This window comes from Streptomyces sp. NPDC004542 (assembly GCF_040610035.1).
GTDB lineage: Bacteria > Actinomycetota > Actinomycetes > Streptomycetales > Streptomycetaceae > Streptomyces.
Map to the genome: position 1 here is coordinate 33396 of NZ_JBEXLP010000020.1, position 19028 is coordinate 52423.

Genomic DNA, 19028 nt, shown 5'->3' on the forward strand with positions numbered 1-19028 from the left:
GCGCGAACCGCCGTGTCGCCGACAAACCCGGCATCGGCGGCACCGCGCACTCACCGATCAAGCGGAACAGAACGTCGAAACTCCTCCACACCCCGACCGAAGTAACACCTGAACAGCGGAAATCAAAGGATCACGTTCGGTCGAGGTACGGATCACGAAGCGCCTGGTGGACAGCCGACCGGCTGAGGCGATGGCTCAGCCGGAGGCCGAACTCCCGCCTCGCCAGGGTGCGTCCAGGCAGCGCAGCTGTCACCTCACCTCACCTCACCTCAGCGGAGCCTGAAGGGTGGTTCCCCCCGAGGAACACCGCGCAGTGGGGCATGTCGTGCGGTTCGAGCAGGACCAGGCGGGGCCCGACCGGGGTGAACGTTGCGGCCGGGTGTTCACCGCGGCGCCGGCCGTGTTCGCTGTGCAGGTTGCTGTGTGCCGTCTGCGGCACGTCGTCGGCAGGGATGGTCTCGGTGCTCACTCGAGCCGCCTTTCACGGGCTGGAGCGGGGCTGAGGCGGGGCCGGTCTGGTGTCTATCGGGTGCTGAGACCCGGCCGCGGGCTGTTGGTGGGCAGCTGTGCTGGGCGGCCGCGCAGCACCAGCAGTGCGGAGGCGATGATGTCGCCGAGCGCGACGGTGACGGTCAGTGCTCCGCCTGCGGCGGACATGCCTGCGTCGGGGGCGATCGAGGGGTAGATCAGTGCTGCCGCGCACAGCACGGCCATGACATCGGCCGTCAGCGTGATGGTGCGCGCCCTGATGCGTATGCCGCGCGGGTACTCCTTGGCCTCGGGGACCGTGTCGTACTCGACGGTGCGCGCCCGGACGACGCCGGCCGTGGCCGTGGCCACAAGGGCGAGCGCGACGAAGAGGACCAGGTGGGTCCCGAAGACCTTCGAGGCGCCGTCGAGCAGCGCAAGCACTCCGATCAGCAGCGCCACGCTGGGGACCACCAGCCGTCGTTGCAGCGTGAGCCCGATGCCTTCGCGCCAGGCGCGGGACACCAGGACCCGCATCACAATGACCAGGATGATCGTGCCTGGACCACCGAACATCAGAGTTGTCTCCTTGATTGTCTTGTTCTTCTACAGGGGGTGGGTCGTGCCTGGTGCCTCAGGCGTCGCGGCCGGGTTCGCGGGGAGCCAGGCGGCGGGCGAGGGACAGCGCGGGGCCGTCGATGAGAAGCAGTGCCAGTGGCCAGAACGCCAGGGCGGGGACGGCCATGACGAGCAGGAGGGCCACCGCCAGGCAGGCAGCGTTGCCCATCACCTGCTCGACGGTCCGCCTGCTGGGGGCCGTCTGCCGGGTACCGCTCCGGCGCAGCAAGAGGGCCATGGCTGCGAGCGCGATGCTGGAGGCGAACAAGACTGCGACGTACAGCGCGAGGACGAAGGGCTCGTCACCGTAGGAGCTGATCATCTCGACCGGGAACGGCAGGGCCACGATGCACACCAGCCACAGCACGTTGATCTGTGCGACGCGGCCGCTCACCGTTCCCGTGCGCGGGAACACCTCGTGGTGGACCGTCCAGATGCGCCAGATGACGACGAAGCTCAGCAGGAAGCTGCTGATCGACGCCATGTGGTGGGTGACGACCTCGACAGCGCTGTCGCCGTCATCAAGCGCCTCGGGTACGAGGTCGATCAGCCGGATCGCCAGCAGGGTGATCGCGATCGCCACGACGGCGTCGCTGAAGGCCGCCAGCCGGTCGGCGGGCAGGACCGGGCGGGGGGTCCGCTCGGTGGTGCCGTCGCCACTGCGGGAGTGCTGGGAGTTGTCGGTGTGCATGGTGATGTGGTGTCCCTGGAGCGAGGTGGCGAGGTAGCGAGAGCGTGGGGCGGGCAGGGCGGTTGCCGGCGGTGACGTCGAAGCGGTCGTTCAGTCCGGGACGACGACCGCCCTGGTGGGTCCGGAGTGCGCCCATGCCTCACCGGTGCGGCTGATGGGGTAGGCGGTGTACGGGGCGTGGAGTGTGCCCTCGGCGATCGCGTCGATCACCCTGGGGATCTCGGTGAGCAGGCGCTGGGCCGGGACCGAGCCGACGCCGCTCCCGCTGATCCGCATCCGGCGGCTGCGCAACAGGTCGGCGGGCACGGACGCGTCCGCGCCGCCGAGGGTGCCGATCTGGACGTAGGCGATGTCCGCGCCGTCCTCACCGAGCCCGTGCCGGGCCAGCGCGGCGAAGGCTGCCTCGGCGGTCGGGCCCCACACGTAGTCCAGGACGAGCGAGGGGACTTCACCCGCGAGGACAGCGGTCAGCGCGTCCCGCGTCGCCTCGCGGTCCGACCTGGCGATCGCGACGGTCTCCACGCCGTCGGCGCCCAGCCCGCCCAGTGCCTCTCCTCCGACACCGGCGGCCAGGACGCGGGTGGCCCCCAGGAATCGCGCCGCCCGCACGGCCATGCTTCCGGCCAGGCCGGTGGCGCCGAGCACCAGCACCGTGCCCAGCCCGCCCGTCTCCTCGTGCCGGGCGGTCAGCGGCAGCCAGCCCGACAGGCCAGGGTTGACACCCGCGGCGACGGCCAGTGGGTCGGCGCCCGCAGGCAGTTCGAGTCCGAACGGGGTGGCCATCCGCTCGGCCATCGTGCCCCACGGCACACCGGCCATGGCGGTGTAGACCAGGCGGCCGTCGGAGGTCCGGGCCACCGCGTCGACGCCGGGCACCAGCGGGTACTGCCGCCCGCTGCCGTAGTGCCGGCCCGCCGCGAGAGACCGCACGAGGGGGTGCACTCCGGCGCCGACCAGGCTCACCGGATCGCGTTCCGGTACCGGTTCGGGTTCGGGAAAGTCCGAGCCCACCGGTGTGGTCCCGGGTCCGGTGACGACGACAGCGCGCACGGCACCCTCCTTTTTTAACTAAGTTAAAAAGCGGCTGTCGAGACTCTGGACCAAGCTGAGATAAGTTGTCAAGCATGGTGAAGGGGCTGAGCCGTGAAGGCATCGTGGCCGCGGCTCTGGAGGTGCTGGACGCCCGGGGCATCGACGGGGTGACCGTACGCGCGGTGGCTGCCCAGCTCGGGGTCAAAGCGCCCGCGCTGTACTACTACGTGCACAACAAGCAGGACCTGCTGGACGAGATGGGCACCGAGATCCAGCGCCGCGTCGTGTCCAGACTCCGCGGACATGTGGCCACCGGTGACTGGCTCGACGACCTCGTCGCCTACGCGGGCGCCCTGCGTGCCGTGTACCTGGAACACCGTGACGGCGCCCGCACCTTCAGCGGCACACTCATCACCGACCCGGACGTCCTCAAGGCGCAGGAACCCTGGCTGCGGCGCTGGGTCGCCGCAGGCGTCCCGCCCGCCGCCGCTTTCGACGCCACCGAGATGGTCACCGCCTTCGTCGTCGGCTTCGTCATCGAAGAGCAGGAACGACTGCAGTCCGCCGCCGATCCCACACGTTACTCACCCAACGAACGCGACCGGCGACTCGGTCCGGATGCTCCCCTCGTCGCCGCGTCCGGCCACGCCCGCCACGACAACCAGGCACGCTTCGAGCGCCAGCTCAGTACCGTGATCGCCGGGATCGACCGGCAGTGCGGCTCTTGAGCGGCGGTCCGGAGCACGGTGAGGGACCCGCCCGTCCGTGACGCGCGGTAGCCGCCGCGTCCACGGCGGCAGACGGGGGACGGGGTAGGGAGCGTCTGTCCGTCGCCCGGGCATCGACACCGCCCAGCTTCCTGAGAACCTGAACGAGTTCTGGCACTGCTTCGACCGGGTCGTGGACAACGAGCTGGAGAACACCGAAGCGGCCCGCGTCGTCCTCTACCTGCTCTTCGACCACCTGGCCGCCATGGTCCGCGAACTCCCCCCTCGACCTGGACGAACCCGAGGAGACCCGGCTCCATGTGGGCCGGGCGGCTGTTCCGAAGGTAGTCCAGGATCTACGCATCGCTGTCCATGAGCTCGACCAAGACGTCATCGACCTTCAGCTCGGCCCGGTCCAGGGCGTCACGGATGGCCTCGATGGCGAGTTCCTGCTTGCTGCGGCCCACCCGACGAGCCCGCTCGGTGAGCTTCGCGCCAAGGTCGTCGAGGAGTCGGAGTGTCATCGCCATGCAACCCTGATACCAGGGCGGTATCAGCGGCACTATCGGCTCCGCGAGCGCGGAACCAAGCGGTCGCAGCCGCCGCCAACGTGAAGGCTCGGTAGAGACGCCATGACGAGCGTCGCCCGGGCGTCAAGAATCCCCGAAGAGACACCTGAGGCGTCGCCCCGATGCGGCGCCTTCCTCGCGAACCAGCAGGTCAGAGAGCTCTCCGGGATCGACCCGCCCGATTGAACCGCTGCACGGAGGGAAACAGGCCGAGCAACCCGTCCAGACAGCAAAAGCGCAGGTCAGGCCCCCTTGCCCGCAGGCTCCAGAATCGCCACACACTCCACGTGATGCGTCATCGGGAACAGGTCGAACGCCCGCAGTGTCCGCACCCGGTACCCCCCGTCCCGGAAGTACGCGATGTCGCGGGCCAGCGCGGCGGGGTCGCAGGCCACGTAGGCGATGCGGCGGGCGCCGAGCGAGGCCAGGTGGGCCACCGTCGCGCGGCCGGCGCCGGCGCGCGGGGGGTCGAGGACGATGAGGTCGACCTCGGTGATGCCGGTGCGGGGCAGGACGGACTCGACCTTGCCCTGCTCGATGCGGACACGGGGGAAGTCGGCGAGGTTGTGGCGGGCGTCCTCCACCGCGCGCTTGCCCGACTCGATGCCGAGGACCGCGCCCGCCTCACCGAGGCGGTCGGCGAGGGCACCGGCGAACAGGCCGACGCCGCAGTAGAGGTCGAGGGCCGTCTCGCCCTTGCGGGGCAGCAGGCCCTGCATGACCGCCGTGACCAGCGTGTCCGCGGCCTTGGGATGGACCTGCCAGAAGCCGCCGGCTCCGACCCGGTACGTGCGGCCGTCCGCGCGTTCGCGGACGAAGGGGCGGCCGTGGACACGGTGGACGCCGCCCGAGCGCTCGTCGACGCGGAGGACGGAGACCGGCTTGTCCAGTTCGACCAGCGGCAGGCGGGCGCCGGGACGCGGGGTGAGGACCACCTGGCGGTCCTGGGAGCCGGTCGCCGCGATCGCCTCGACCACGTCCATGCCGGTCCAGTCGCGCTTCTCGATGCCCAGCTCGCTGACGCCCGCCGCGGCGATCATGCAGTGGTCGATCCGCTCGACCTCGTGCGAGCGGTGGCGCCGCAGACCGGCGTGACCGCCGGGGGCCACCGCGTACTGCACCCGCGTCCGCCACTGCGGCACCTCGCCCGCGGGCAGCTTGTCGCCCTCGGCGGGCACCACCGTGCCGTCCCAGCCGGCCTCCTCGGGCGTGAGACCGGCCAGCCGCTGGAGCTGTTCGGCGATCACCTCGCCCTTGAGGCGGCGCTGCGCGCCCGGCTTGGCGTGCTGCCAGTCGCAGCCGCCGCAGCGGCCGGGACCGGCGTAGGGGCAGGGGGCGTCGATGCGGTCCTTGGAGGCCTCGATGACCTCGACGGCGTCCGCGCGGAGGAAGCGGGCGCCCTGCTCGCCCTCCGTCACCCGGGCCACGACCCGCTCGCCGGGCAGCGCGTGCCGGACGAAGAGGACCTGGCCCTCGGCGGTGCGGGCGATGCAGTGACCGCCGTGGGCGACGGGGCCGATCTCGACCTCGTACTCCTCGCCCACCAGCGACTTCCTCGGTTCTGCCTGCATGGTGGGGTGACTCCAGATCGGGGAGGGACGGGGGCGGCCCGGCGGGGGCCCGGCAACAGCCCACCAGTCTACGTGCCGCCGCCCGGCCTGCGTCGCCCGCGTCAGTCCTTCGCGCTGGGCTGCTTCTCCGTGTGTCCCCGCTGCTCGGCCGGACCGCGGCGCACCGCACCCGGCGCGTTCCACTCCTGCCGCCTGCGGGCCCGGTTCCGCGCCGCCTCGGAGGAGGCCAGCTGGTAGGGCACCGAGGTCACCATGATGCCCGGCGTGAACAGCAGGCGCCCCTTGAGGCGCAGGGCGCTCTGGTTGTGCAGCAGGTGCTCGTACCAGTGGCCGACCACGTACTCGGGGATGATCACCGAGACCGCGTCGCGCGGCGATTCCTTCCGCAGGCCCTTGACGTACTCGATGATCGGGCGGGTGATCTCGCGGTAGGGCGAGTCCAGCACCTTCAGCGGTACGTCGATGCCGCGCCGCTCCCACTCCTCACGCAGCGCCTTCGTCTCGGCCGGGTCGACGTTGACGGTGAGCGCCTCCAGGCTGTCGGAGCGCATCAGCTTGGCGTAGGCCAGGGCGCGCAGGGTGGGCCGGTGGATCTTGGAGATCAGGACCACCGAGCGCACGCGGGACGGCCGTACGCTGTCGTCGCTCGGGCCCTCGGGGGCGGCGATCTCCTCGGCGACCCGGTCGTAGTGCTTACGGATCGCGGTCATGGTCGCGTAGAAGATGCACATGCCCAGGAGCGCCACCCAGGCGCCGTGCGTGAACTTCGTGACGAGGACGACGACCAGCACCAGGCCGGTGAAGAAGGCGCCGAAGGTGTTGATCGCCCGGGAGCGCACCATGTGGCGGCGCTTGGCCTGGTCCTGCTCGGTGGCCAGGTGGCGGTTCCAGTGGCGGACCATGCCGGTCTGGCTGAGCGTGAAGGACACGAACACGCCGACGATGTACAGCTGGATCAGCCGGGTGGAGTCGGCGCCGTAGATGACGATCAGCAGGGCCGCGGTGCCGGCCAGCAGCACGATGCCGTTGGAGAAGGCGAGGCGGTCGCCGCGGGTGTGCAGCTGGCGCGGCAGGTAGCGGTCCTGGGCGAGGATCGAGCCGAGCAGCGGGAAGCCGTTGTACGCGGTGTTCGCGGCCAGGAACAGCACCAGGGCGGTGGCGGCGGCGAGCACGACGAAGAGGAGGCTGCCCTTGCCGAACACCGCCTCGGCGACCTGGGAGATCACCGGGTTCTGGACGTAGCCGGAGCCGAGGGCGACGCCGTTGTGGAGCAGGTCGGTGGCCGGGTTCTCGGCCATGCGCACCTTGGTGGACATGGCCAGGGCGATGATGCCGCAGAACATGGTGACTGCCAGCAGGCCCATCATCGCCAGCGTGGTCGCCGCGTTCTTCGACTTGGGCTTGCGGAAGGCCGGAACGCCGTTGGAGATCGCCTCGACACCGGTGAGCGCGGCACAGCCGGAGGAGAAGGCGCGCAGCAGCAGGAAGACGAGGGCGAAGCCCGCGAGGCCCTGGTGCTCGGCCTTGACGTGGTAGTCGGCGGTGGGGGCGCGCATGGTGTCGCCGAGGACCAGACCGCGGAAGGCACCCCACGCGATCATGATGAAGACGCCGCCGACGAACACGTACGTCGGGATCGCGAAGAGCTTGCCCGACTCCTTCACCCCGCGCAGGTTCATCAGCGTCAGGAGCACGATCACGGCGGTCGCGCAGAGCACCTTGTGCTCGACGACGAACGGGATCGCGGAGCCGAGGTTCTCGATGCCGGAGGCGATGGAGACCGCGACGGTGAGGACGTAGTCGACCAGCAGCGCGCTGGCGACGGTGAGCCCGGCCTTGGGGCCGAGGTTGGTGGTGGCCACCTCGTAGTCGCCGCCGCCGCTCGGGTAGGCGTGCACGTTCTGCCGGTAGGAAGCGACCACGGTGAACATCAGCACGACGACCGCGACCGCGATCCAGGGGCTGTAGTGGTACGCCGACACGCCCGCGATGGAGAGGACCAGCAGCACCTCGCCTGGGGCATACGCCACGGAGGACAGCGGGTCGGAGGCGAAGACGGGGAGTGCGATGCGCTTCGGTAGGAGTGTTTCACCCAGCCGGTCACTGCGCAGTGCGCGCCCGATCAGGATCCGTTTGGGCACGTCGGTCAGTTTGGACACGAGAGAGGATCGTAAGCCTTCGAACTGGCTGCCGCCCACCCGCCGTCTCGGTTATTCCCGGCACGTGGACGCGCAGACGGTCGGAACTGCGGATTCCGTTGGTCCGGCTGCCCACTGCGGGCGGACGGCAAACCCCGCCTGCCCGCCCGGCGACCGGGGTTCGAGGCCCATGTGCGCGGAGCCGGCCGGCACCGGGGGCACCCGCGTCGGCCTCGGATTCCTGAGCTGTGGAGCGTGTGCGGCGTCACGCTCCGGCGGGCGGGCGCTTGGCCGATCCTTGGGCCATTCCTTGGGCCGCCTTTGCCGGGCCGCGGACTGACGGTGCCTGCGGCTACCGTGGATCCGGGCACTCGACAGCCGCGATCGGTACCCACGGGGGATCACCGGCGGGAATCCCCGGCATGATGTTGCCCGGCGGACCCGGAACGGGTCCCCCACCTGTTGCCCGGCGAGCCGAGAGAAGGATATGAGCACCACGTTCACGCAAGTCAGCAGCCCAGCGAGGAGTGCGGAGTAGAACCGTGCACATCGTCATCATGGGCTGCGGGAGAGTGGGCTCCGCTCTTGCCCAGGCCCTGGAGCAACAGGGCCATACGGTCGCCGTGGTCGACCAGGACCCCACCGCCTTCCGCCGGCTCGGCCCCGGATTCGGCGGGCGCCGGGTCACCGGGGTCGGCTTCGACCAGGACACCCTGCGCGAGGCGGGCATCGAGGAGGCCGGCGCCTTCGCCGCGGTCTCCAGCGGTGACAACTCCAACATCATCGCCGCCCGGGTGGCCCGCGAGATGTTCGGCGTGGAGAACGTGGCGGCCCGTATCTACGACCCCCGCCGCGCCGAGGTCTACCAACGGCTGGGGATTCCCACCGTGGCCACGGTCCGCTGGACCGCCGACCAGATGCTGCGCCGGCTGCTGCCCTCGGGCGCGGAGCCGCTGTGGCGCGATCCCACCGGCGGGGTGCAGCTCGCCGAGGTGCACGCCTCGCCCGCGTGGGTCGGGCACAAGATCAGCAGGCTTCAGGAGGAGACGGGCGTCCGCGTGGCGTTCCTGACCCGCCTGGGCGAGGCCGTCCTGCCCACCTCGCAGACGGTGCTTCAGGAGGGCGACCTCGTACACGTCATGATGCGGACGGACGACCTGGAGAAGGTCGAGACGGCGTTCGCCGAGGGTCCGGAAGAGGAGGGCGGTCACTGATGAGGGTCGCCATTGCCGGTGCCGGCGCGGTCGGCCGTTCGATCGCGGGCGAACTGCTGGAGAACGGCCACGAGGTGCTGCTGATCGACAAGGCCCCGACCGCCATCTCGGTGGAGCGGGTGCCGCAGGCGGAGTGGCTGCTGGCCGACGCCTGTGAGATCACGGCCCTGGACGAGGCGGCGCTCCAGCGCTGCAACGTCGTCATCGCCGCCACCGGCGACGACAAGGTCAACCTGGTCGTGTCGCTGCTCGCGAAGACGGAGTACGGCGTTCCGCGCGTCGTGGCGCGCGTGAACAACCCCAAGAACGAGTGGCTGTTCAACGAGTCCTGGGGCGTCGACGTCGCCGTCTCCACCCCGCGCCTGATGTCCGCCCTGGTCGAGGAGGCGGTGAGCGTCGGCGACCTGGTCCGGCTGCTCCGCTTCAGCCACGGCGACGCCAACCTCGTCGAGCTCACTCTGCCCGAGGAGTCGGCCCTGGCCGGCACCCAGGTCGGCGACGTCGAGTGGCCCGACGACACCTCCCTGGTCACCATCATCCGCGGCACCCGCGTCCTCACCCCCTCCAAGGAGGACTCCCTGGAGCCGGGCGACGAGCTGCTGTTCGTGGCCGCGCAGGCCCGGGAGGAGCAGCTGGAGGACCTGCTGTCGGTGCGGCGGGAGGAGGACTGACGGTTGTTTCGGGGCGGACCTCGAGCGATACGAGGGTGGGGGCGCCCGGAAACCCCGGGCGCCCCCACCGCCGTACGGGACGCTGTGCGCGGCTCTGCGCACCGCCGCCGTTACGCCTCGCGCCGGTGCCGGCCTCCGCTCGGCGTCTCGCCGCGCTCCGCGGCCGCCGTGGCCGCAGCGGCCTCGCGCTCCTTCTCGGCCTGTTCCTCGGCCTCCATCTCCGCGAACACGTCGATCGGCGCGGGCGCCTTCGCGAGGAAGACCCAGGTGAGCCAGACGGCCAGCAGGAAGGGCGGGATCTTCAGGGCCACCAGCACCCAGCCGAGCTGCGCCGTGTCGGCCCACCAGTACAGCGGGAACAGGATCGCGCACTTGGCGAGCAGGATCAGGCCCCAGGCCCAGCTGGCCTTGGCGTAGGCCGTCTTGCGCCCGGGGTTGCGGGTGCGCCAGGAGAGGTTCTCCTTGAAGACCGGGCCGAGGATCAGGCCGATCAGGGGGACGCCGGCGAGCGTCGTGATGATGTACGCCAGGGCCAGGCCCAGGGTGTACAGCATGCCGGGGAGGTAGAAGTCCTTGGCGTTGCCCGTGAACATCGCGAAGACGACGCCGAACGCGACGCCGAACACACCGCTGAAGGCGTGCTTGACGGTGTCCTTCATCACCAGCCGGACCACGACCAGGACCACGGACACGGCCAGCGCGGCGATCGCCGACCAGTGCAGGTCCTTGTTGATCGTGAAGATGGTGACGAAGAGGAGGCCGGGCAGGACGGTCTCGACCATGCCCCGGACACCGCCGAACGCCTCGAACAGCGCGGCCTCGGTCACCGCCCGCGCGTCGTCCGCCCGAGCCTCGTCCGCCCGAGCCTCGTCCGCCTGTGCGTCTTGGGTCGGCTTGTCGAGTGACGTCACCGGCTACTCCCGTCCGAGGGGTCGCAGTTCGTACTTCGGGTTGAACAGCACCCGGCGGCCTCGGCTCATCGAGATCCGGCCCGATGCGATGAGCTTGCGCCCCGGTTCTATCCCCATGATGGAACGCCTGCCCAGCCACACCACGTCCAGCGCGGCGGAGCCGTCGAACAGTTCGGCCTCCAGGGCCGGGACTCCGGCGCGCGGCCGCAGGGTGACCGTGCGCAAGGTACCAGTTACCGTGACGATCTGCCGGTCGTGGCAGTCACCGATCCGGGTGCAGCCCGCGGTTTCGGCGTCCTCCCTGAGCTCCTCCGACTCCAGGTCCTCCTGTGACGAGGAAAGCCGGTCGAGCATGCGCCGGAACCGGCCGGCCGGCTTCTCGGATCGAGGAACAACACTCATGCCTGAAGCGTACCGGGGCACACCGACGACGACGTAACCCCGACGGTGCCGCCCGGCCGGAGCACGCGCCCCCCGACCCCCGGCAGCACCCCGGACACCCCGGCGACGCCACCCCCTCCGCCGAACGACCCGCCTCACATCTCGAACCGGTACCCCATGCCCGGCTCCGTGATGAAGTGCCTCGGGCGGGAGGGGTCCGCCTCGAGTTTCCTGCGGAGCTGGGCCATGTACACGCGCAGGTAGTTCGTCTCCGTGCCGTACGATGGTCCCCACACCTCCTGCAACAGCTGCTTCTGGCCGACCAGCCGGCCGGTGTTGCGGACCAGCACCTCCAGCAGGTGCCACTCGGTGGGGGTCAGCCGGACGTCCTTCCCGCCCCGGTCGACCTTCTTCGCGGCCAGGTCGACGGTGAACTGCTCGGTCCGCACCGTGGTCAGGTCGTCCTCGCCGGACCCGACCGGCGCGGCCCGGCGGACGGCGGCCCGGAGCCGGGCGAGCAGTTCGTCCATGCCGAACGGCTTGGTGAGGTAGTCGTCGGCGCCCGCGTCCAGCGCCTCGACCTTCTCGTCGGCGCAGTGCCGGGCGGACAGCACGAGGATCGGCACCCGGGTCCAGCCGCGCAGGCCCCTGATGACCTCGAGTCCGTCCATGTCGGGCAGGCCCAGGTCGAGGACGACCACGTCGGGGTGGCGGGAGGCGGCGAGGTCGAGCGCGGTCCTGCCGTCGGGGGCGGCGTCGACCTCGTACTCGCGCGCCTTGAGGTTGATGACGAGCGCGCGGGTGAGCTGCGGCTCGTCGTCGACCACCAGGACCCGGGTCATGAGACCTGCCTTTCACGGTGTGCGGTGCCCTCCCCCGCGGGAAGGAGGCCGGGACGCGGTCGGCGGGGGCCCGGCGCAGGACGGCGTCCAGGTCCCTCTCGGTGCCCGTGCGGCATCACCTCGGTGCGCGGCCGCTCGTGGTGTTCGGCGAAGGGCACCACGCAGTCGGTGCCCCGTTCGATCCGGCGGTGCGCCTCGGACAGCAGGGCGTACGTCCTGCCCACGCCCGGCGCCGCGCCGAGACGGATCCGCAGCTTGCTGCGTGCCATGGCCCCATTGTCTTCCGGTGATGACCTCCTGCGCAGCGTCGGCCCTACGGCCCTCGGACCCGGCGATCGGGACGAGCACCGGGTCCGGGGGCTTCCTTGACGCAACCCTGATGGGGCGCACCGGCGCCTGCGCCGTACCTCCCGGGTGCTCGACGGACCACGCGCCGGGAGCCGGCCGGTCCGGGGGCCGGGCCCGTTCCCTCCGCCTTCCCGGGCGAGCAGCCCCGGCTGGGCCGGTCGGCGGCGACGGACGAGCCGGGTCTCCAGGACGGCGCGCCCAGCCGGGTCGTCAGGACGTCAGGACGTCAGGTCGTGAGGTCGTCGGCTGGTCGGCTCGTCGTCTCATCGGCGACGGGGAAGGCGAGGCGGCAGGTGAGAGCGCGGGCGGCCGGGACGAGCCCGGAGGGCCCCAGGCGCGCCGGAACGCGCGTGGGGCCGCACCCCGAACCGGGATGCGGCCCCACGCGTCTGTGTGCGGCGGTGTCTAGCGGACCTCGGTGATCTCCGGGCCGCGCTGCAACTGCCCCATGCCGCCGGAGAAGCGGGAGCCGCCCTCGTCCTGCTGGAGGCCTTCCGGCACCATCTGGGCGTCGTTCGGCAGCTTCAGGACGATCGGGTCGCGAGGCGCCATCGGGCCCTCGCCGCGCACCACGACCGTGTCCCGGAAGATCTGCTCGAGCAGTCCGGCCGCCTGCGGCTGCACCGCGCCCTGACCCGAGATCACGCCGCGCAGGAACCAGCGGGGGCCGTCCACGCCGACGAACCGGACGACCTGGAAGCCGCCGGTGCCGTCCGGGAGCTGGACCGGCACCTGGGCCCGCAGCTCCCAGCCGAGCGGCCCCTCGACCTCGTCGACGATGCCACCCTGCTGGGTGATACCGGCCCCGATCTCCTCGCGCACCTCGCCCCAGATGCCCTCACGCTTGGGCGCGGCGAAGGCCTGCAGCTGGATGGCGCTGTCGCGCAGTACGACGGTCGCCGCGACGATCGCGTCGCCCGCGACCTCGACCCTGAGCTCCATGCCGTCGACGCCCGGCACGAACAGACCGCCCAGGTCCACCCGGCCCTCGGCCGGGTCCCGTACCTCGGAGCTGTCCCAGGGCCCGTCGGGCCGCGGCTCCGGCTCGAGCCGGACGCGCTCGCGTTCGGCCCCTTCTTCCCCGTCCGCCTCGGTGTCGACGTTGTCGACGACCTGCTCGGCCTCGCCGGCCGCGTCCTCGGCGGCACCCTTCTTCTTGCGACGTCCGAACACGTCACTGTCCTTCCCGGTCGGATACGACCGAAGCGTATCGATACCCACCCGTCCGGCCGCCCTCGGCGGCCCGACCGCTTGTGCCGCTGTTTGTGCCGCTGTCGTCGCCCACCGCGGCATGACCGCCGGTGGACCCGAAGCCCCCCTCGGCCCGCACCGAGTCGGGAAGTTCCGCCACCTCCTGGAAGCGGACCCTCTCGACCTGCTGGACGACCAGTTGGGCGATCCGGTCGAAGCGCTCGAACCGCACGCTCTCGCGCGGGTCGAGATTCACCACGATCACCTTGATCTCCCCACGGTACCCGGCATCAACCGTCCCCGGGGCATTCACGAGGGCGACACCGCAGCGGGCGGCGAGACCGGATCGCGGGTGCACGAAGGCCGCGTACCCCTCCGGGAGGGCGATGGACACTCCCGTGGGCAGGACGGCGCGCTCACCGGGCGCCAGTTCGCACGCCTCGGTGGTGCGCAGATCGGCTCCGGCGTCCCCGGGGTGCGCGTACGCCGGAAGCGGTACGGCGGGGTCGACGCGGCGGATCAGCACCTGCACGGGGTCGCGGCGGGCGGGGGGCTCGGGGCTCGGGGGGCTCACCTGGCTCACGGGTTCACCTCGAAGGCGCGGGCGCGCCGGATCTGGTCGGGGTCGTCCATGGCGGCCCGGATCTCCTCGGGGCGGCCGTTGTCGACGAAGTGCTGGACCGCGACCTCGATGAAGAGCGCGTCGGCGCGGACGGCGACGGGGCCGTCCGGGCCGCCGATGCGGCCGGTGGCGGTGGAGTAGATCTTCCGCCCGGCGACGGCGGTCACCTCGGCCTGGAGGTGGAGCGTGGCCCCCACCGGGACGGGCCGTACGAAGTCCGTCTCCAGCCTCCCGGTCACGGCGATGGTACGCAGCAGCCAGTTCAGCGAGCCGAGGGTCTCGTCGAGGGCGGTGGCGAGCACCCCGCCGTGCGCGAGGCCCGGCGCGCCCTGGTGGGCGGGCTGCACGGTGAACTCGGCGGTCAGGCAGACGCCGTCACCCGCGCGGGCCGCCAGGCGCAGTCCGTGCGGCTGCTCGTCGCCACAGCCGAAGCACTGGCCGTAGTGGGCGCCGAGGAGCTCGCCGGGTGCGGGAGCATCGGGGTGCCGGACGGGTTTCACGGCGTCGGCCGGGGGCTGAAGAACGGGGGAACCACCACTCACAGCCGCAGACCTTACCCGCGCGTCGGGGGTGGCCGTTCACCGTGCCAAGCTTGGCTGCATGCAGCTCTCCGCCACCCCGTACGACGAACGCCTCACCGCCCCCCGCTCCTGGTGGCTGATCAGCTTCCTGGTCGGGGTCGCCTTCGCCCTGATCCTGCTGCCCTTCGGCCCCCTGCCGCTGCTCGGCGGCCTGGTCGGCGGCACGGCCGCGGCGGCGGTCGTGGCGAGTTCCTACGGCTCGGTGCGGATCCGTGTCGTGGGTGGCTCGCTGGTCGCGGGCGAGGCGAAGATCCCGGTGACGGCGCTGGGCGGCGCGGAGGTCATGGACGCGGAGGAGGCCCGGGCCTGGCGCACCTACAAGGCCGACACCCGCGCCTTCCTCCTGCTGCGCGCCTACATCCCCACGGCCCTCCGCGTCGAGGTCACCGATCCCGCGGACCCGACGCCGTACCTGTACCTGTCGACCCGGGACCCGGAAGGGCTCGCGGCCGCGATCGCGGCGGCGCGGGAAGCCGTGGCGTAGGACGCCGGTCAGTCCCCGAGGTCCTTGGCGATGTCCTCGATCGCCAGGGGCTCGAGCGCGGGCAGTGCGGTCAGCTCCTCCCACGGCACCTGGATCTTGCGCAGGTCGGACCGGATCCGTTCGGCCAGTTTCTTGGTGTCGCGGCGGTTCAGCACCGCCCCGACGGCGGCGCCGATCATGAACGGCAGCAGGTTGGGCAGGTCGCGCACCGTCCGCTTCATGATCTGCTGGCGCAGCCGGCGCTTCATCGGGCCCCCGAGGGCCGTGTTGACCGTCGAAGGCTTCATCACGTCGATGCCGCGCTCCTGCGACCAGGAGGCGAGGTAGGCGGTGCTGCGGGCCTTGAGACCGCCGGGCGGCCGTACTCCGTAGACCTCGTGGAGTTCCGCGATGAGCTTGAGCTCGATCGCCGCGACCCCGGTGATCTCCGCGGCGAGCTCGGTGGGCATCGCGGGCGGCACCGGCAGCATCGCCGCCGCACCGATCCCGGCCCCTACCGTGGAGGTCGCGTTCGCGGCGCCCGCCACCAGTTTGTCGGCGAGCTGCTCGGGCCCGAGGTCCGGGAAGTGCCGGCGCAGCGTCGCGAGGTCGCGTACGGGGATGCGAGGGGCGATCTCGATGATCCGGTCGGTGACATAGGCAAGCCCCGACCTGGCGCGGACGCCTCCCTTGCGGGCACCCTCCCGGGCCCTTTCCCGGGCCTTCTCCCGGATGGCCGCGGCCCGTCGCAGGGCGACGGGCGCGGTCCGCCGTGCGAACGCCGGGAGGTCACTCCGGCCGGTCACCGGTTCGAGCGAGGCTCCCTTTTCGGGTGAGCCCCGCCCGTCGTCACGCGCGTCGTGCGGGCCGTCGGACGGCCCCTGGTCCGCTCCCGGCAGGCGGAAGCGGCGCTTCCGAGGTGGGGTCGAGCCAGTCACGGCCGACCCGCCCTCAGTCGCAGTCGCGGCAGATCGGCTGACCGTTCTTCTCGCGGGCCAGCTGGCTGCGGTGGTGCACCAGGAAGCAGCTCATGCAGGTGAACTCGTCCTGTTGCTTGGGCAGGACCCGGACGGCCAACTCCTCGTTCGAGAGGTCGGCGCCGGGCAGTTCCAGGCCTTCCGCGGCCTCGAACTCGTCGACGTCCACGGCTGACGCGGACTTGTCGTTGCGCCGGGCCTTCAGCTCTTCGAGGCTGTCCGAATCCACGTCGTCATCGGTCTTGCGTGGGGTGTCGTAGTCGGTTGCCATGTCGCTCTCCCCCTCTGGGTGTCTGCGGTGTCTCCAGCGCACGTAACGCGTGAGAGGCCGGACTTGTGCCCGACCCGAGGCGGAGATTTTGCCTCACATCAAGGTCTGTTACTCAATCGACACCCAACCGGACCCCTCAAGAGTGATCGGCTGGGATGGCGATGGGGACCGTACACGGTCCGGGTGCTGTGCCTCAAAGGCATCTCACGGTGTACTTCCCGTGATCAGGACCCCTGAAAACCCGGATTTTCCCGGCTTTCCGCCCGGCATCTTGATCACGGAGAGTAGATGGCCGGAAAGTTGCCCATGTGATCGATCACACACGGTGATGCCCGTCCAACGGTCGGGAAATTCCGCGCAAAGCGAACATCCCCGGGTGTGTCACGAGCCGGTCAGATCGGCAGCGTCACCCGCATCACGAGACCACCGCCTTCCCTGGGCACCGCCGAGATGTGGCCGCCGTGCGCGCGGGCCACGGACCGGGCGATCGACAGGCCGAGACCCACGCCCTTGTCGCTGCCCGTGCGCTCCGTACGCAGCCGTCTGAACGGCTCGAAGAGGTTGTCGATCTCGTACGCGGGCACGACCGGCCCGGTGTTCGAGACGATCAGCACCGCCTGCCCGTGCTGGACCTCGGTGACCACCTCCACCCACCCGCCCTCCCGTCGCCCGCCGCCACCCTTGTTCGGAAGCGCTTCGCGCTGCCCCTCCTCATGGGGCACGTTGTACCGCACGGCGTTCTGCACCAGGTTCAGCGCGATCCGCTCCAGCAGGACGCCGTTGCCCTGGACGACGGCCGGTTTGCGCTCGCCCCGGATCTCGACGCCCTTGGCCTCGGCCTCGGCGTACACCTGGTCGATGGCCTGCGAGGCGACCTCGGCCAGGTCCACGGGCTTGCGCTCGACGATCTGGTTGTCGCTGCGGGCGAGCAGCAGCAGGCCCTCCACGAGCTGCTCGCTGCGCTCGTTGGTGGCCAGCAGCGTCTTGCCGAGCTGCTGGAGCTCCACGGGCGCGCCCGGGTCCGAGAGGTGCACCTCCAGCAGCGTGCGGTTGATCGCCAGGGGCGTGCGCAGCTCGTGCGAGGCGTTGCCGACGAAGCGCTGCTGCGCCGTGAAGGCCCGTTGCAGCCGCTCCAGCATGTCGTCGAAGGTGTCCGCGAGCTCCTTGAGCTCGTCGTCCGGGCCGTCCAGTTCGATCCGGCGGGACAGGTCGGAACCGGCCACCGCGCGCGCGGTGCGGGTGATCCGGCCGAGCGGTGACAGCACCCGGCCGGCCATGGCGTAGCCGAACGCGAAGGCGATCACGGCGAGGCCCAGCAGGGCCAGCAGCGAGCGGCTGAGCAGGTCGTCCAGGGCGGCCTGGCGCCGGTGGTCGGCGCACAGGCCGAGCGCGTCGTTGAACTGCTGCAGCGACAGGCTGGCCGGGCCGTTGATCGCGGGACAGTTGTCGCTGGAGACCTTGAGGCCCTGGTAACTGACGATCTTGAACAGTGGCTGGTTGCCGGTGCTGATCGCCTGGGCCGCCAGCAGGTAGATGATCGACAGCAGCAGGATGCCGGCGATCAGGAACATGCCGCCGTACAGCAGCGTCAGCCGTATCCGGATGGTCGGGCGCAGCCAGGGGAACGGCGACTCCGGCCTTCTGGGGTCCCAGGTGGGCTTGGGGGGCGCCTGCGGGGGCGCGGGGGTGGTGGCCATGCTCATCAGATCCGGTAGCCGGAGCCGGGGACGGTGACGATGACCGGCGGCTCGCCCAGCTTGCGGCGCAGCGTCATCACGGTCACCCGCACCACGTTGGTGAACGGGTCGGTGTTCTCGTCCCAGGCCTTCTCCAGCAGCTGCTCGGCGGAGACGACGGCGCCCTCGCTGCGCATCAGCACCTCCAGGACGGCGAACTCCTTCGGCGCGAGCTGGACCTCCTTGCCGTCGCGGAAGACCTCGCGGCGGTTGGGGTCGAGCTTGATGCCGGCCCGCTCCAGGACCGGCGGCAGCGGCACGCTGGTGCGCCGGCCGAGGGCGCGCACGCGCGCGATGAGCTCACTGAACGCGAACGGCTTGGGCAGGTAGTCGTCGGCGCCGATCTCCAGGCCCTCGACGCGGTCGCTGACGTCACCGGAGGCGGTGAGCATCAGCACGCGTGTGGGCATGCCGAGTTCGACGATCTTGCGGCAGACGTCGTCGCCGTGCACCAGCGGGAGATCTCGGTCGAGGACGACCACGTCGTAGTCGTTGACGCCGATGCGTTCCAGGGCGGCCGCACCGTCGTACACGACGTCGACGGCCATGGCCTCCCGGCGCAGTCCGGTGGCCACCGCATCGGCGAGCAGCTGCTCGTCCTCGACGACGAGTACGCGCACGTCGCTTGTCCTTCCTGTGTCCACCCGCGTAGCGCGGCTGGGCGCACGCGGGCGGGGGTACCGACGGGATTGTGTGGTCTCCATCCTGCCCTTTTCCGCCATAAGTCGGCTGTAAGACAGCGGTTCCCCCGACGAATCACGGCCCCCCGGGAAGGGAATGCGAGATTTTCTCCTCCGGTTGAGGTTTCCGCGGAAGAGAGCGGGGGGAGGACGGCTTTACACCCCGCGATCACGCTCTGCATGTGCCGCAGCACCATGCGGTACGCCGCGATCCGATTGTCGGCAGAGTGGGCGTGGGTGTCCGGCACCGTCGCCGCCCAGCCCGGGCAGCGCTGGGCACCCATGGGAGACGTGATCGCCCCTTCCCTAACGGCACACCCCCGTGCCACCGACCCACGACCCAGGA

At 71.0% G+C, this 19028-nt stretch carries 21 protein-coding genes and 2 pseudogenes; 5 read left to right on the forward strand and 18 right to left on the reverse strand.

The genetic code is table 11. The features are described from left to right. Positions 1-259: 259 nt before the first annotated feature. The 4 genes from ABZX30_RS14315 to ABZX30_RS14330 form a co-directional block, all read right to left on the reverse strand. Positions 260-469 carry a hypothetical protein gene (locus ABZX30_RS14315; RefSeq protein WP_355933095.1) on the reverse strand — a complete coding sequence of 70 codons (210 nt, stop codon included), beginning with the start codon at positions 467-469 and terminating at the stop codon, positions 260-262. Between the two features lie 53 nt (positions 470-522). Beyond that, positions 523-1044, reverse strand: a complete 522-nt coding sequence (locus ABZX30_RS14320; RefSeq protein WP_355933097.1) for a hypothetical protein — start codon at positions 1042-1044, stop codon at positions 523-525. Between the two features lie 58 nt (positions 1045-1102). Then, on the reverse strand, positions 1103-1777 hold the full coding sequence (locus ABZX30_RS14325; protein ID WP_355933100.1) for a TMEM175 family protein: 675 nt from the start codon (positions 1775-1777) through the stop codon (positions 1103-1105). Positions 1778-1867: 90 nt separating this feature from the next. Next, positions 1868-2827, reverse strand: a complete 960-nt coding sequence (locus tag ABZX30_RS14330) for a zinc-binding alcohol dehydrogenase family protein (protein WP_355933102.1) — start codon at positions 2825-2827, stop codon at positions 1868-1870. 74 nt (positions 2828-2901) lie between these two features. Here ABZX30_RS14330 and ABZX30_RS14335 point away from each other — a divergent pair, with 74 nt between their 5' ends. Both ABZX30_RS14335 and ABZX30_RS14340 read left to right on the forward strand, forming a co-directional pair. After that, positions 2902-3537: a TetR/AcrR family transcriptional regulator C-terminal domain-containing protein gene (locus ABZX30_RS14335; RefSeq protein WP_355933104.1), complete on the forward strand. Its 636-nt coding sequence runs from the start codon at positions 2902-2904 to the stop codon at positions 3535-3537. 115 nt (positions 3538-3652) lie between these two features. Further along, positions 3653-3892, forward strand: a pseudogene (locus tag ABZX30_RS14340) (hypothetical protein); the annotation flags it as partial. Here ABZX30_RS14340 and ABZX30_RS14345 read toward each other — a convergent pair. From ABZX30_RS14345 to ABZX30_RS14355, 3 genes are all read right to left on the reverse strand, one after another. After that, positions 3873-4046: a hypothetical protein gene (locus ABZX30_RS14345; protein WP_355933106.1), complete on the reverse strand. Its 174-nt coding sequence runs from the start codon at positions 4044-4046 to the stop codon at positions 3873-3875. The pseudogene ABZX30_RS14340 and the gene ABZX30_RS14345 overlap by 20 nt on opposite strands. A gap of 281 nt (positions 4047-4327) precedes the next feature. Next, positions 4328-5656, reverse strand: coding sequence for a TRAM domain-containing protein (locus ABZX30_RS14350; RefSeq protein ID WP_355933109.1), 1329 nt, complete (start codon positions 5654-5656; stop codon positions 4328-4330). A 101-nt stretch (positions 5657-5757) separates the two neighbouring features. Then, on the reverse strand, positions 5758-7815 hold the full coding sequence (locus tag ABZX30_RS14355; protein WP_355933112.1) for an APC family permease: 2058 nt from the start codon (positions 7813-7815) through the stop codon (positions 5758-5760). A gap of 521 nt (positions 7816-8336) precedes the next feature. Between ABZX30_RS14355 and ABZX30_RS14360 the strand changes: the two genes are divergently transcribed. Together ABZX30_RS14360 and ABZX30_RS14365 are read left to right on the forward strand one after the other, a co-directional pair. After that, entirely contained in the window at positions 8337-9008 is a 672-nt protein-coding gene (locus ABZX30_RS14360; protein WP_355933114.1) for a TrkA family potassium uptake protein, read from the forward strand. Further along, positions 9008-9679 carry a TrkA family potassium uptake protein gene (locus ABZX30_RS14365; RefSeq protein WP_355933116.1) on the forward strand — a complete coding sequence of 224 codons (672 nt, stop codon included), beginning with the start codon at positions 9008-9010 and terminating at the stop codon, positions 9677-9679. The genes ABZX30_RS14360 and ABZX30_RS14365 overlap by 1 nt, the downstream gene beginning before the upstream one ends. A gap of 110 nt (positions 9680-9789) precedes the next feature. On the opposite strand, the gene ABZX30_RS14370 is transcribed toward ABZX30_RS14365, so the two are convergent. The 7 genes and pseudogenes from ABZX30_RS14370 to ABZX30_RS14400 form a co-directional block, all read right to left on the reverse strand. Continuing rightward, positions 9790-10590 carry a DUF3159 domain-containing protein gene (locus ABZX30_RS14370; RefSeq protein WP_355933119.1) on the reverse strand — a complete coding sequence of 267 codons (801 nt, stop codon included), beginning with the start codon at positions 10588-10590 and terminating at the stop codon, positions 9790-9792. A 3-nt stretch (positions 10591-10593) separates the two neighbouring features. Beyond that, positions 10594-10992, reverse strand: a complete 399-nt coding sequence (locus ABZX30_RS14375) for an OB-fold nucleic acid binding domain-containing protein (RefSeq protein ID WP_355933122.1) — start codon at positions 10990-10992, stop codon at positions 10594-10596. A 134-nt stretch (positions 10993-11126) separates the two neighbouring features. After that, a complete protein-coding gene (locus ABZX30_RS14380) occupies positions 11127-11813 on the reverse strand; it encodes a response regulator (RefSeq protein ID WP_355933124.1) in 687 nt (228 codons plus the stop codon). 104 nt (positions 11814-11917) lie between these two features. Beyond that, a pseudogene (locus tag ABZX30_RS14385) lies at positions 11918-12082 on the reverse strand (histidine kinase); the annotation flags it as partial. 484 nt (positions 12083-12566) lie between these two features. After that, a complete protein-coding gene (locus ABZX30_RS14390) occupies positions 12567-13334 on the reverse strand; it encodes a DUF3710 domain-containing protein (protein ID WP_355933127.1) in 768 nt (255 codons plus the stop codon). 1 nt (position 13335) lies between these two features. Further along, positions 13336-13926 (reverse strand): dUTP diphosphatase, encoded by a 591-nt coding sequence (dut, locus tag ABZX30_RS14395; protein WP_355933235.1) that lies wholly within the window; start codon positions 13924-13926, stop codon positions 13336-13338. A gap of 5 nt (positions 13927-13931) precedes the next feature. After that, on the reverse strand, positions 13932-14516 hold the full coding sequence (locus tag ABZX30_RS14400) for a PaaI family thioesterase (RefSeq protein ID WP_355933130.1): 585 nt from the start codon (positions 14514-14516) through the stop codon (positions 13932-13934). Positions 14517-14574: 58 nt separating this feature from the next. On the opposite strand from ABZX30_RS14400, the gene ABZX30_RS14405 reads away from it, so the two are divergent. Beyond that, positions 14575-15039, forward strand: coding sequence for a DUF3093 domain-containing protein (locus ABZX30_RS14405; protein WP_355933132.1), 465 nt, complete (start codon positions 14575-14577; stop codon positions 15037-15039). Between the two features lie 8 nt (positions 15040-15047). Here the strand turns inward: ABZX30_RS14405 and ABZX30_RS14410 are convergent, their stop codons facing one another. The 4 genes from ABZX30_RS14410 to ABZX30_RS14425 all read right to left on the reverse strand — a co-directional run bounded on the left by ABZX30_RS14410 (position 15048) and on the right by ABZX30_RS14425 (position 18622). Then, the gene (locus tag ABZX30_RS14410) at positions 15048-15956 is read right to left on the reverse strand and encodes a hypothetical protein (protein ID WP_355933134.1); all 909 of its coding nucleotides are present in this window, start codon (positions 15954-15956) and stop codon (positions 15048-15050) included. A gap of 13 nt (positions 15957-15969) precedes the next feature. Next, a complete protein-coding gene (locus tag ABZX30_RS14415; RefSeq protein WP_003993510.1) occupies positions 15970-16266 on the reverse strand; it encodes a DUF4193 domain-containing protein in 297 nt (98 codons plus the stop codon). A 392-nt stretch (positions 16267-16658) separates the two neighbouring features. Further along, the gene (locus ABZX30_RS14420; protein WP_355933136.1) at positions 16659-17963 is read right to left on the reverse strand and encodes a HAMP domain-containing sensor histidine kinase; all 1305 of its coding nucleotides are present in this window, start codon (positions 17961-17963) and stop codon (positions 16659-16661) included. A gap of 5 nt (positions 17964-17968) precedes the next feature. After that, entirely contained in the window at positions 17969-18622 is a 654-nt protein-coding gene (locus tag ABZX30_RS14425) for a response regulator transcription factor (protein WP_003993508.1), read from the reverse strand. Positions 18623-19028: the final 406 nt, after the last annotated feature.